Genomic DNA, 13,732 nt, shown 5'->3' with positions numbered 1-13,732 from the left:
CGACCCAGGCTAGTGCTGCCGTTCTATCTTACCTATCCAATTCAAAAGTGACGTGGCTATCCCCAGACCTAGTTCCCAATTTCACCCGAGTCGTCGCGTCCGGCCGCCGCCGCGCCCGATGGTGGTTCACGGTTTATAGTAAACAGAGCATACTCATCCTTAGGTTGAATGGAATTTCACGCCTCTAATACTCCCCTGCTCGACTGGTCTGGCGACGGGCTGATGGTTGGTCTTAGCGAAGCCGCTCTGCCCCTCTCCGGTACTCTGGCCGACCTCAACAGTCGCGTCTCTGGGCTGCTGCAAGACCTGATTGACGATACTGAATTCACCGGCAAAGAGGGTAGCGCAGCCATTACCCGGGTGGGTTCCGGTGCCAACATACGCAAGTTAGGCATTGTCGGCTTGGGAGCCGCTGAGGCGATCGCCCCCGACACCCTGCGTCGCGCCGCCGCCACTGCCGCCCGCCTGGCCAAAAAAGAAAAATGTGCCTCCCTGGGGCTGAGCCTGCCGATCTATCAAGACAATGCCGCCCTCACGACCCAGGCCCTGGCCGAGGGGGTTTACCTGGCCCTGCATCAAGACACCCGCTTTAAGTCTGACGACAAGGCCAACGGCACGGTCGATCACATTCATTTACTCGGTCTGCCCGACCAGGAACCCAGCCTGCAAGCGGCCCAGGCCATCTGCGACGGGGTGATTTTGGCCCGCGAGCTGGTATCGGCCCCGGCCAATGTGGTCACCCCCGAGGCCCTAGCCCAAACCGCCCAAGACATTGCTACCGCCCACGGCCTAGAGCTAGAGATTCTCGAACAGGCGCAGTGCGAAGCCCTGGGCATGGGAGCTTACCTGGGGGTGGCCAAGGCCTCTGACCTGCCGCCCAAGTTTATTCACCTCACCTACAAGCCGGCGGGTACCCCCACCCGCAAGCTGGCCATTGTGGGCAAGGGCCTCACCTTTGACTCGGGCGGGCTCAATATCAAAGGGGCCGGCAGCGGCATCGAGATGATGAAAATAGATATGGGTGGGGCCGCCGCTACGCTGGGGGCGGCTAAAGCGATCGCCCAGCTCAAGCCCGATGTGGAAGTGCACTTTATCAGCGCCGCCGCCGAAAATATGATCAGCGGCCACGCCATGCGACCGGGCGATATTCTCACCGCCTCCAACGGCAAAACCATTGAGGTCAACAACACCGATGCCGAGGGCCGCCTCACCCTGGCCGATGCCCTGGTGTTTGCCGAAAAACTCGGGGTCGATGCCATTGTCGATTTAGCCACCCTGACCGGGGCCTGCATTGTGGCCCTCGGCGACGACATCGCCGGGTTGTTTAGCGAAAATGACGAACTGGCGGCGGCGATCGCCACCGCTGCCAAAGCCGCTGGCGAAAAATTCTGGCGGCTACCCATGGAAGAAAAATACTTCGACGGGCTCAAGTCGATTGTCGCCGATATGAAAAACACCGGCCCTCGCCCCGGTGGATCGATTACCGCCGCGCTGTTTCTCAAGCAGTTTGTTAACGACACCCCCTGGGTGCACCTCGACGTGGCTGGCCCAGTGTGGACTGAAAAGGAAAGCGGCTACAACAACCCCGGTGGCACCGGCTTTGGAGTGCGCACCCTGGTGCAATGGGTGCTTGCCTAGGCTATCCGCCAGCAAACTGCGGCTCGATATCGGTCAAGCACGGGTGGGGCCGCAGTCTGTTATTGAGGTCAGCACCACACGAACATACCTGTTGTGGGTTGGGTAAACGTCTCTATCCGAGCCATCCCTTAAAACGGATCCAAATATCAGCCTTAGTTTTTACGGCAACTCGTCTTAGCACATTGCTCAACGGCAATATCTACTGGTAATTACGTATTGACGAAATTGCCTAGGTGTGAGGTGGGCTACTGCCAATACAATTGGAATCGGCTATTATGGCAAGCAAATATTGAAGTAAACGGTTTGTAGGGTTGGCGCTTAGCACGACTATAGCTGCGACTTTGATGTTTGGCCCATCGATATTTTGGTTCGGAGAGACTCGTGACTATCTATATTGGGAACTTGTCCTTTCAGGCATCTGAGGACGATATTAAAAGTGTTTTCGCCGAGTATGGCGAGGTCACCCGCATAAGTCTGCCCATCGATCGTGAAACCGGTCGCAAGCGCGGTTTTGCCTTTGTTGACATGGCTGATGAAGCCAAAGAAGACCAGGCCATTTCTGAGCTAGACGGGGCTGAGTGGCTGGGTCGCGAACTGCGGGTCAATAAAGCTCGACCTCGCACCGACGATGGCGGGGGGAGCGGGGGCCGACCCAATCGCAGCAACCGCTTTTCCCACAATCCTCTCTAGCTGGGTTGCCCCCAGCGGCAGGCATGGGGTCTATTGAGGCGTTGGCACTAGCTAAACCCTACTGCTGAAGCAGGGGCGCTTAGTAAGCGTCCCTGCTTCACTGTTTTGAGTACCTGGTTTTAGGCTATTCTGCACACACCGCCATTGGTAGGGCAGGCATGGCACGGTGGCGATGGATAGTGAGTTTAGTCGGGCTGGTGCTGGTATTGGCGGCTTTGCTGGTGCTGGTCGATGGGCTGTTGCGATTCTACGGAGTCTTAGCCCTGGTATCGCCGCTGCTGGCGCGCCTGGTGGTGGGTGGGATTGTGGTCGCTGGCCTGGGAGCGCTGGGATATGGTCTTTATCGATTAAGGCCGTTTCTACGGCCCCGGCGACGACGACCGCGACCCCAGGCCCCTCGCCGCCCAGAGGAGGCCGCCGCCGCTAGCCTCCAGGCGGTGCAGCACCAGGTCGATCAAATTCAAGACCAGGTCACTCGTCAGGCACTGCGGCAAAAGGCTCAGGCGTTGCAGACGTCGAGCGATCGCGCCCTAACCCTTACCGTTTTTGGCGTCGGTTCGGCGGGCAAAACGGCCATTATCAACGCTTTACTGGGGCAGACCGTGGGTGAAGTGGGGGCCGCCATGGGCACGACCCAGACCCCTCAAACCTATGCCTGGCAGCTGCCTCGGCTGCCTAGATCGCTACAGCTAATCGATACCCCCGGCATTGCTGAGGTGGGGGTATCGGGCACCGAGCGCGAGCAGGTGGCGCGGGAGCTCGCCGCTGCTGCCGACCTGATTTTGTTTGTGGTGGACGACGATCTGCGCCAGGCCGAATACGCCGTCCTGCAAGGGCTGATGGCCATGGGTAAACGGCTGCTGCTGGTGTTGAATAAGGCCGATCGCTATCCCGAGGCCGATCTGGCAGCGCTGCTCGACCGGCTGCGATCGCGGCTGGTGCCGCCCCTCAGCTCAGACGACGTGGTGGCGATCGCGGCCCTGCCCCAACCCCTGCCTCAGGTTGGCGGCGGTTGGCTGCAAATGCGCCCCAATCTACGGCCCCTGCAAGCTCGTCTGGTGGATGTATTGCGGGAAGAGGGCGAAACCCTGATCGCCGACAACCTGTTGCTGCAAACCGAACAGCTGGGGGCCGCCGCCCGGCAACAGATTGATACCCAGCGCCAGGCCGAGGCCGAGGCCATTATCGATCGCTACCAGTGGCTGGGGGCGGGGGCGATCGCCATCACCCCCCTCCCTGGCCTCGATTTTTTGGCTACGGCTGCCATCAATGCCCAAATGGTGGTTGAACTCAGCCAGGTCTACGGCGGCGAGGTCAGCCTGGAAGAGGGCAAAGCCCTGGCCCTATCGGTGGCCAAGACGCTCACCGGCTTAGGTGTGGTCAAGGGCACCGTCGATCTGCTGGCCCTGGGGCTGCAAACCAACCTGGCGACCGTAGTCGCTGGGCGCGCCCTGAAGGGGATTAGCGGTGCCTACCTGACCCGCATCGCCGGCAAGAGCTTTGTCGAATATTTTCGCCAAAACCAGAGCTGGGGCGACGACGGCATGGGGGCCGTCGTTGAGCAGCAATTTCGCCTCAACCAGCGCGATGCGGTGATGAAGGCGTTCATTCAAGAGGCCGTCGATCGGGTGGCGACGTGGGCACCCGATCAACCCTGAAGAAAACCCAACGTTATTACTCTGCCCAGCCAGCTATCTAGATTCTGTGGGCATAATACAGGGTAACCATATCTATTTATCTCTGTCAGCCTTGACCCGAGCTAGTCTCGGGCAGGCTGACTTTTATGTTTGAGAGGGTCTATATCAGCCCGGCATGCTCAAAGTCGGCGCAGTCAATGGCCGATTCGGATAGGGCAACTTTAGGATGAATCGGGCATTTGAGCCGATGGTCGTTGGTGAAGTAGCGGCATTCGGCGCAGGGAATTTTGTGCATCACCGTGGCTCGGCTGACCCCATCGCGCACTGCTGAGATTAAGTTCCAGGCGGTGATGACCACCAGACTCCAGGCCAAGACAAAGCAGAGGGGCACCAGCACCAGCTGCACAGTCGATAGTAGCCAGACGGGGAGCACCAAAAGTTCTAACACCATAGGAGTCAAGTTGCAGATCCAGGTTTTCAGCGTGGACTACGATCCTAGCTCTAGTCCATGGCCTGAACGACAATTTATTGAATTGAGATATTCTGAAACATCCCGCTAGGGTCGTTAACCCGGCCGAGTTAACCCTAGGGCTGTCTGCCCTCGGTGGCGATCGCCAACTGCACCCCCGGCAGCGATCGCAGCTGATCCATCACCGCTACCACCCGACCGTAGCTCACCGACTGGTCGGCCCGCACTACTACCAAGCCGCCATCGGTCAGGGTGCCCAGCGATTGAATCGCCTCAATCAGCTGTTCATCGGTCACTGCCCGATCGCCCACAAAGGCTTCCCCCGCCGCATTGATCGTCACCACCACCTGGCGCTGGGCCTGGGTCTCGGCGGTCTCGGCTCCCGGCAGGGTCACCGGCAGCCCCTCATTGCGGGTGAGAAATAGGCTCGACAAAATAAAAAATGCCAGCACCGCAAACACCACATCGATCATCGGCACGATGTTAATTTGCAGCGGCGTTTCGGGGTCTTCGGGCAGATGCATCATCAAAATTCCTGAAGGGAATGTCCAGACAAACCGAATTAAGCAGAACGAGCCATCGTCAGCAGCTTTTCGGCCACCGCATTCGCCACCGGCATTACCGATAGACGATTGCCCCGACGCACCACCCACAACTCCTCGGGGCTAAAGGCGGTGCGCAGGTCATCCAGGGTTATGCTAGTCGCAAAGGTCTCTAGATAGCCCACCGTCACTGTATACCAGCGGGGCTTTTCGGGGGGAGATTTAGGGTCGTAGTATTTGCTGGCGGCGTCAAACTGGGTGGGGTCTACTACGTTAATGTCGATGATCTCCATCAGACCCACAATACCAGGGGGTTTGGTGTTGGAGTGGTAGAAAAAGGCCCGGTCGCCCAGCGCCATACTGGTGAGAAAGTTGCGGGCCTGGTAGTTGCGCACCCCGTCCCACAGCTCGGTGCGATCGCGCTCCAGATCGCCAATGCTGTAGACATCCGGTTCAGATTTCATCAACCAGTAGGCCATGGCCCAGTCCCTCCTTCAACACAGCAACTAGGGCTTCTCCCTCGGCTCGCAGCACGGCCTCCCGGCCACCCTTTTCCCCATCCCCAAGGCTGATTGCGATCGCCTCTGGCGGCGGGTCGATCAAGCGCTCCGCCCATTCAATGGCAACGATGCCTGGTGTAACCTCACTACCCTCCCAGTAGCTGGCCAGCTCCAGCGACTCAGCCTGCTCCGGGGTCAGGCGATACAAGTCCACATGGTAAAGGGGCACGCGCCCCGCCAGATACTCGTTGATCAGGGTAAAGGTGGGGCTACTGATCGGCTCCTCAATTCCCAGTCCGGCCCCTAGCCCCTGCACCAGCGTCGTCTTGCCGCTGCCCAGGTTGCCTGACAGCAGCAGCACCGTCCCCAGTGGGCAACACTGCCCCAGCCGAAATCCTAGCTGTTGGGTGGCCTCAGCATCCGGTAGGCCAACCGTAAACGACCACTGCGCCATGGCCCTCCACTACCGACATTATGTTTACCGCTTTACTCTATCTGAATGCGTGCGTTTTAGGGCTGGTCTGCCAGTGCTCCCTAGGTGAGCCAACAAAATTTTTCATGCGTGAATAGGGGAAATGAGCGCGGCTAATCAGTAGGGTTGGGATCTTTGAAATTGCTTTAAAAAAAACAACGAAATATTTTGGTTTTATTCCAACCGAAGATTGGGTGAGTTTAAATTGCAAGCAGAAGGTCTGACATCCTCTTATACTTATTATTAGGTTGAACTGGTTAGGCCAAATCGTCTCAACCCAGCCAATCCCTAGCTCTTTGCTACCTAGGGAAAGCTCACTCACTTCAACTCAGCCTGGCTTAGAGCGTCTCGACTGTTTTAGGATTTTGACTTGTTCTAACAGTCTTTCTTCAGGATCCAGGTCCTTCAATTGGGTGCAGAAGCCATGATTAAGTTAACTGTCGAGCAGATTCTTGCCTCTATTGAAGCCCTATCAATAGCTGAAAAGGAAAAGCTAAAATCTAAGCTCCCGATTGTATTAGCTGTCCCTGATTCAGGAGCAGAACTAGGGCAGTCTGCAGTGCAAACCCAGTCTTTCTCCGTAGGCCGAGATTTTCAGATCCAGGGAGAAGGGACAACTGCGGACTTCAGCCAAACCCTAACAACCGTAGGATCTAGCGAGAACCGCCTGCCCGAACCAACATCCTCAGCCCAAGATTCACAGGCTATTATTGCTGCGATCGCAGATCTCAAGCAGGCGATCGCAGCCAATGCAGAACTCAATTCAGCCGAAAAGCAAACCGCCGCCGTCCCCATCCAAACTCTGGAAGAAGAGCTGCAGAAACCGGAACCTGACAAAGGTTTAGTTGATCAAGCCGTCACTGCGCTGAAGAAAGGGTTGGACGGGGTTCAAGTTCTGGCTGAACCCGTTAGGAAAGTTTCATCGCTGGTGGCGAAAGCCTGGTTTGTCCTATGACTGAAGGGTCTCGTCAGCCGGGTTCAGACAGTCGCCAGTCCCAAGATTTGCAGATTGGGCGTGATTTCCAGGTCGAAGGATCGGGGCATCGAGTCGACTTTTCTCAGACCCATATTGAAACTCAAATCATTCAGCAAACCTCTGTGGCAGCGGTACAATCTCGCCCCTTGATTACCGCCTCTCCCTACAAAGGTCTGAAAAAATTTGAGGCCACCGATCGCGAGCGATTTTTTGGCCGCGAATCTCTGATTTCTGATCTGCTCACTCACCTGACCACCCATCGCTGTTTGATTTTGTTAGGGGCCTCCGGCAGTGGTAAGTCGTCTCTGGTACGGGCCGGAATCATTCCCAAGCTGTTAGAAGCGCAGGGCACAAACTTGATTGATCTGACCTTGACCCCCGATGAAGATCCCTTTGACTCTCTTTATGCCAGTTTGCTGGGTCACTTTAAGCAGGCTGAGGCCAGGCTGGCTCGTCTTGGTGCTCCCAATACCCTCGTCCAGGTCGTCCAGCAGCTGCAGGCACCCAGCACCCCCTGGGTCATTTTCGTCGATCAATTTGAGGAATTGTTCACGATTAGCCATCCTCAAAAGCGGGAGGCATTTATCACCAGTTTGGTGAATCTCCAGCGCTGGATGGCAGAGCCGCAAGAAAAATCTGCCCTCGGAGCTGGTTCCCGATCGCTTTACCTGATCCTGGCCATGCGAGCCGACTTCCTCGATCAGTTTGCGCCCTATCGCGGCTTGGGCCAGCTGACCGAGCGCTACCTGCGCTTTATCACCAACATGACCCGTGAAGACTTGCAGCGGGCGATCGCCAACCCCGCCAATTTACACGGCGTTGCCTATCAGGAAGGGCTGCTAAAAGAAATCCTCAACGATTTGCAAGGCCAGCCGGGTGAACTCCCGCTGCTGCAGTACACCCTGGATTTACTCTGGAAAAGCGCCCACCTGGAAGACCGACTGATCTGCTGTGACACCTATTGGGCGATTGAAGGAGTGCAGGGTGCCCTGCGTCGGCACGTCAACGAAATCTACGATCAGCTATCGCCCGCAGACCAGCGCCGGGCTCGCCAAATTTTTCTCAGCCTGGTCGATATGTCTGCCCGCCGAGACAATCCAGAGGGACCGAGCAAAGCGGTCAGCCGTCGGGCCTACGTCTCCCAGTTCGCCGATCCAGAAACCCGGCGGGTACTCATCCATCTGATTGATGCCAACCTGCTGGTGAGCAATTGGCGGAGGGCAACGGGCGATGCTCAAGACCAGGCCGCCATTGAAGCCCGGCCACAGGATGAGGACTTAAATGACGAGGCCGCTTCCAGTCGCGCCACTGTAGAACTCGCCCACGAGACCCTGATTCGGTCGTGGTCTAGGTTGCAAACCTGGCTGGAAGAAAATCAGGCCGTTATCAACCTCAAACACCGGCTCTCCGATGAGGCACGGCACTGGCATACCCTCACCCAGACAGACCCCGACAAGGCCGTTGATGAACTCTGGCGAGGCTCTAAACTGGAGCAGGTGGTGGAACTTCAGCACGATGGGGTGTTCGATGCGCTGTTTGGGGGCCTAGACGCTGCCGAGACCGAGTTTATCCAGGCGGCCACAGACGAGCGCGATCGCCAACACCGCGAACAAGAAGAACGCCGTCAGCAAGAACTGCGCCTCTATCGCAATTTAGCTATGAGCGCGGGCATTGCTCTAGTCGTAATTCTCGGGTTAGGAACCGCCGCTACTCTGGGGTGGCGATCGGCCCAACGGCAGGAAATTGAAGCCCTGATCACCGCTGCCGATGCCAGCTTTATCGCCAATCGGCACTCCCTTGACACCCTGGTAGCGGCCCTAGAGGCAGGCGATCGCCTCCAAAAATCCTTCTGGTTTCGAGGTGATCCCAACCTCCGGACTGATACCCTTCAGGTGGTCTCCCAGGCAGTTTACTGGGTGCGGGAACAGGGTAGCCTATCGGGCCACGAACAGTATGTAGAAGGGGTTGCCGTTAACCCAAATGACTCTCCAAAAGACCAGATTGCCACTGCGGGCAGAGACGGTACGGTTAGGCTCTGGACGCCCGATGGAGACGAAACAGACACCTTGATAGAGCAAGACGTGCCCTTTTCCTACATCGCGTTCAACCCGGATGGCTCCAGATTGGCCATGGCCGATTATGAGGGCAAGGTGGCGTTATGGTCCCGGCAGGGCGGCGCTCTACAAACCCTAGGAAACGCTGAAAATAGCCATCAAAAAGCTGTACGCAGCATTAGTTTTCATCCAACCGAGCCTCGCCTTGCCACCGCCAGCGACGATGGCACCGTCAAAATCTGGGATTTTAACAGTCAACTACTTGACACACTCTCTGAACATCGCGATGCCGTCAATGCCGTGGCCTATAGCCCTGATGGCAAATTTTTAGTCACAGGCGGAGATGATCAAGCCATCATTCTCTGGGATAGCGACGGCAACCTACGTCAGACAATTGGCAATCTTCCCAGCCCTATTTCACATTTAAGTTTCAGCACCGGCAGCCAATGGCTGATTGACGGGATCTGGTTAGCCATTGCCATGGAAAATGGCATTGTCGAAATTCGCCAATTTGATCCCAATCGACCAGCCCTTCTATCACCAGAGATAATTCTCAGTAGTCATGCTGCTGAAGTAACAGCGGTTCAATTTCATCCCGGTGGCACCCTGATTGCTACGGCCAGCGTGGATGGCACAGCAAAAATTTGGAGCCGCAACGGCAAAGAGCTATTGACCCTTAAGGGGCACACAGATCGACTGAATGGATTAGACTTCAATGCTTCAGGTACGTTGCTCACCACAGCCAGTAATGACAGAACTGTCAAACTCTGGAACTTAGACCCTCCCCACCAGCGCATTCTGAGTGGCCATTTTGATAACGTCCACAGTGTCGATTTCAGCGCAGATAATAAACTACTGGCAACGGCTGGCAAAGATGGCAGAATCCTAGTTTGGGACATAGAAACTACTCACCAGGCTTCGCCCAAAGTCTTACAAGCTGGCGCTAGTGTTCGCAGCATGAAAATTAGTCCTGACAGTCGATACCTAGCAGGGGCATTCGAGGATGGCACGATAAAGCTTTGGTCTATTGTTTCTGACGGTAGCCAAGACTCCCTATTCACTATTGCAGCCCATGGAGAAGATCAAGTCTCCGGTGTTCAGTTTAGTGCCGATAGTCAAACCCTCATTTCCGCAGGCTACGACTCAGCAGTTCGATTTTGGCAACTTCCAGATGGAACGTTGCAGAACACTCTTCAAAATCCAGAACAAGACATTGGTGAAATCTATGCATTAAGCCTGAGTCAAGACACAAATCTACTGGTCACTGCAAATCATGCTGGTACTGCTAGTATTTGGCGACTAGATACTCAACAAGTAACAACTATACAAGCCCATAAGCAACCTGTACTCCAGGCTATGATTACCCCAGACAAACAGATTTTGATCACCTCCAGCGTGGATAATAGCATCAAGCTTCAGGGCCTTAGCAGCAACTTTGAACAAACGCTCACAGGTCATGAGGCTGGCGTTTGGGGAATGGATGTCAGTGCAGACAGTCAACTAATTGCTTCCGGCAGCGATGACGGAACAGCCATTATCTGGACGACAGAGGGGGATCGTCTCCTAAAACTCACAGGTCATAGAGAAGCTATTAACACCGTTAATTTCAGTAGTGACCGTCACTGGCTAGCCACGGGCAGTGCAGATGACACGGTCATGCTTTGGGATGTCAAAGATGTCAGCCTCCAATCATTTCTTGAGCAGGGCTGTAACTGGCTAAATCAAAACCACCACGATTCCCGCTCCAAGTTAAGCAATAAAATTCAACATCTATGCCCCATGGGAAGATAGCTTTAGCCAAAACCTTAAAACAGCATATTCCAAACCTATTCTTGAGAGAAAATACCAATGGTCACTTCAAATGAGAATTTCAGAAAAAAAGGATTGGGCTGGGTAGCCGATAATCCAGACCTGAGAGACTATCGGCTAGATAGTCAGCTACTAGATTCGCTTGAGCCAGAAAAGTGTGATCTTAATTTCAAAATAGTTAATGAAATTTTAAAGCAACTCAAACAATTCAGTAACGCAAATCTGAACAATCTAATTGATTATCTGGATTTTGAACTAGACAAATATTCTGTATTCTCTATTCGGTATTTCGATGTCCTTAAACCACAAAACTCTCACCCAAAAGTCAAAGAATTCAAGCATCATTTCCATTGCTTCTATCATTCTATTTCACAGAATAAATTAAGAGAGCTTAAGGTAAAGCTTTATAATGACAATAAAATTTCAAGAGAAGAGAAAACAATATTGGAAGTCTTCCATCAATTGACTCACAGGGATTTGATCCAATGGATGAGAAGTGATTACTATGATAATCATCTCATTATTTTGGTTAAACTATTCCAAGCTTTTGTCGCGGAATACCAAGAGCTTAGAATACTCACTCAAGAGCAAGAGCATGGCTATGAAGAAGACAATAACTATAAAATTGCGGTGGATGGAATTATCGGAATTGATACGTTCAAAGCATTGACTTATTGGCTTAATTTTGGTTGCAAAGGACAGGATAGTTTTCGTGGTGCTCAAAAAGAATATCGAAAAGCAATTCCCGTTCCATATCCCTCACCAGTTCCCACTGAAGTCTTATCCCAAATTTTAATCAGCTTTTTGCCTCGCGAGATATCTGATGGCCTTAAAAAGCGCTTTAAAGAAAACTTCCGAAAAGTAGCTGACTCCATCGAAAATGATCGATTGAGAGAGGATTTACTAAAAGATCAAAATCATGTGATGCAAGAAGAAAACTATATTAGTTTTCATTTTTATAGACTTGCTGACTTTATTGCGAAAGAACACTATCTGTTAATCGAGCCGCTTGTTCTGGTAGCGCTACAGTTTGTGGGGACAGTTGGAGCCTATGAAAACTTTGAGTATGCCATAAAGATGGCGGCATCGCAGTTCAAATTTATTGTCGACCTGGATATTGGAAATCTGCAAAAAATTATCGAAAATATTGACTTTCAAATAAAATCCGGCTACGTAAAAGAAGTTATCGAAAACATGAGCTTTCAGATGAAACCTGATCTGGATGCCAAAAATCTGCAAGAATTCACCAGCAATGAATTTGGAATAAAGCCTGAAAATATGCAGAAAATTATCGACATAATAAATTTTCAAATGAAGCCTAATCATGAGGAACATAAACTAGGAGCTTTAGATTTAGAAGGTCTAGAAGACTTGAAGACTATTTTTAATCTGAAAATTTTAGGGTCGACCGAAAAACTCCCGGATGAATCCAGGATGGAGCTGATTGAAGAAATTGAAAATCTCAGATGGCTTCAGCAAATATCATATTGGGCAATTTTCCAGTTCATAAGACGCTATTATCAAGAATTTTTGGCATCAAGTTTATCCTCTGACTGGAAAAAAGAACGCTGGGATCAGGATCTATGCAATGACTTTGAGTTCCTTTTGAAGGGAGATAATAAAACTGGAGGACTTTTCAAAACGACTATAGATCTAGGCGTTAGAGTCATTAAAATAACAAATCCAGACTTTGAATTAGGAATGAAAGATGAAGAGCTGAGAGATAAAGAAAAATTCAAGAAAAAAATTAATGAATTCAATGAATTTGTAGCATGCATGAAGGAATTCTTTTCGACATTCCCTAACCTGATCGAAGATAAGCCTAGCGTAATCGAGTTTATTCAAGATCAACCCCTTGCAGACATTGAGTTAGGGCTCAAGGGGGTCATCGAAAAAGAAACCCAAAAAAAGTTCGGCTACAAAGATGCTCACAAGGAACCACTGTCAATTTTTGAGTTTTCTTCAAACTATCGTATTCCAGTTGGAGATAATCTCATTCGTAATATTTACTGGGGGAAGACTGGAGAACAGCGTGAATATTTTGCCCATTTGCCTGAGGCTGTTGATTTGACCTACTGGTGTCCTCCTGTGTCTGACCAGGGTTCTCTCAATGCTTGCACAGCGCATGCTGGGGTTGCTCTACTTGAATATTTCGCCAGACAGGATTCTAACGACCCGGAGGGGCTCTCAATTCAGTTCTTATACAAAGTTACTCGAAATTTAGCCAATCGTTTAGGAAATGTAGGTGCTTCTCCCAGAGAGACCATGCGGGCAATGGTGTCTCTAGGCATTCCTCCAGCTCGGTTCTGGACGGTTGATGAGTCGGCCTTTGACAACGATCCACCCAATTTCACCTATTCACTGGCTCAAAATTACCAGACTCTTAGCTATTTTCGAATCGACCATGCTGATGTGCCCAAGGACGATTTACTAACTCGCATCAAAATTGTGCTGGCCGCCGGATTCCCCTGCATGTTTGGTTTTACCCTTTACCAGTCGATGTATGAATCTTTTAACGTGCGGCGGGGCTTTATTCCTTATCCCCTTAACGCTACCCGTAATCTCAGGCGTTTAGATACTCAGGTTGGCAACAATGCCGCTGTTGGAGGCCACGCTGTGGTCGCCGTTGGATACCACAACTACAAACGAGTGCCCTTTTCTGGGGGCAAGGGGTACTCGCAAGGTGCGATTTTAGTTCGCAATTCCTGGGGGACAGATTGGGGCATTGGCGGCTATGGCTGGTTGCCCTACGAATATATTCTGAAAGGATTGACATCAGATTGGTGGTCGTTGATCAATGCTGAGTGGTTGAAAACAGGTAACTACTCCAAAAGTGCTGGTAGAGACAGGATCTATAAGCTTAGCCGCAGGTAGCTGCCGCCACCTGCGGCGCTGAAGCTTGAGCGCGAATCACATCCGGTAACGGTGGTATTCGGTCATCGCTA

General features: G+C 52.5%; 10 protein-coding genes. 6 read left to right on the top strand and 4 right to left on the bottom strand.

Annotation, left to right across the window (positions count from 1 at the left end; translation table 11 throughout):
- Positions 1-168 precede the first annotated feature (168 nt).
- The 3 genes from IQ254_RS05395 (at position 169) to IQ254_RS05385 (ending at position 3,986) form a co-directional block, all read left to right on the top strand.
- Positions 169-1,638, top strand: coding sequence for a leucyl aminopeptidase (locus IQ254_RS05395; RefSeq protein ID WP_193965147.1), 1,470 nt, complete (start codon positions 169-171; stop codon positions 1,636-1,638).
- 381 nt (positions 1,639-2,019) lie between these two features.
- A complete protein-coding gene (locus IQ254_RS05390; RefSeq protein WP_193965146.1) occupies positions 2,020-2,328 on the top strand; it encodes an RNA-binding protein in 309 nt (102 codons plus the stop codon).
- 158 nt (positions 2,329-2,486) lie between these two features.
- Complete coding sequence (locus IQ254_RS05385) at positions 2,487-3,986, top strand: YcjF family protein (protein ID WP_228040208.1); 1,500 nt, start codon at positions 2,487-2,489, stop codon at positions 3,984-3,986.
- A gap of 139 nt (positions 3,987-4,125) precedes the next feature.
- Here IQ254_RS05385 and IQ254_RS05380 read toward each other — a convergent pair whose 3' ends face one another.
- The 4 genes from IQ254_RS05380 to tsaE all read right to left on the bottom strand — a co-directional run bounded on the left by IQ254_RS05380 (position 4,126) and on the right by tsaE (position 5,930).
- Positions 4,126-4,416, bottom strand: coding sequence for a hypothetical protein (locus IQ254_RS05380; RefSeq protein WP_193965145.1), 291 nt, complete (start codon positions 4,414-4,416; stop codon positions 4,126-4,128).
- 134 nt (positions 4,417-4,550) lie between these two features.
- Positions 4,551-4,961 carry a biopolymer transporter ExbD gene (locus tag IQ254_RS05375; protein WP_228040206.1) on the bottom strand — a complete coding sequence of 137 codons (411 nt, stop codon included), beginning with the start codon at positions 4,959-4,961 and terminating at the stop codon, positions 4,551-4,553.
- A gap of 35 nt (positions 4,962-4,996) precedes the next feature.
- Positions 4,997-5,455: an EVE domain-containing protein gene (locus IQ254_RS05370; protein WP_193965144.1), complete on the bottom strand. Its 459-nt coding sequence runs from the start codon at positions 5,453-5,455 to the stop codon at positions 4,997-4,999.
- Positions 5,430-5,930: a tRNA (adenosine(37)-N6)-threonylcarbamoyltransferase complex ATPase subunit type 1 TsaE gene (tsaE, locus tag IQ254_RS05365; protein WP_193965143.1), complete on the bottom strand. Its 501-nt coding sequence runs from the start codon at positions 5,928-5,930 to the stop codon at positions 5,430-5,432. The genes IQ254_RS05370 and tsaE overlap by 26 nt, the downstream gene beginning before the upstream one ends.
- Before the next feature lie 442 nt (positions 5,931-6,372).
- Between tsaE and IQ254_RS05360 the strand changes: the two genes are divergently transcribed.
- The 3 genes from IQ254_RS05360 to IQ254_RS05350 are packed head-to-tail and all read left to right on the top strand — an operon-like array spanning position 6,373 to position 13,661.
- Positions 6,373-6,903, top strand: coding sequence for a hypothetical protein (locus IQ254_RS05360; RefSeq protein WP_193965142.1), 531 nt, complete (start codon positions 6,373-6,375; stop codon positions 6,901-6,903).
- Positions 6,900-10,769, top strand: a complete 3,870-nt coding sequence (locus IQ254_RS05355; protein ID WP_193965141.1) for a hypothetical protein — start codon at positions 6,900-6,902, stop codon at positions 10,767-10,769. Before IQ254_RS05360 ends, IQ254_RS05355 begins: the two co-directional genes overlap by 4 nt.
- Before the next feature lie 57 nt (positions 10,770-10,826).
- Positions 10,827-13,661 carry a C1 family peptidase gene (locus IQ254_RS05350; RefSeq protein ID WP_193965140.1) on the top strand — a complete coding sequence of 945 codons (2,835 nt, stop codon included), beginning with the start codon at positions 10,827-10,829 and terminating at the stop codon, positions 13,659-13,661.
- The last annotated feature ends 71 nt before the right edge of the window (positions 13,662-13,732 follow it).

Source organism: Nodosilinea sp. LEGE 07088 (assembly GCF_015207395.1).
Taxonomy (GTDB): Bacteria; Cyanobacteriota; Cyanobacteriia; order Phormidesmidales; family Phormidesmidaceae; genus Nodosilinea.
This window is presented reverse-complemented; position numbering and strand designations above follow the sequence as displayed.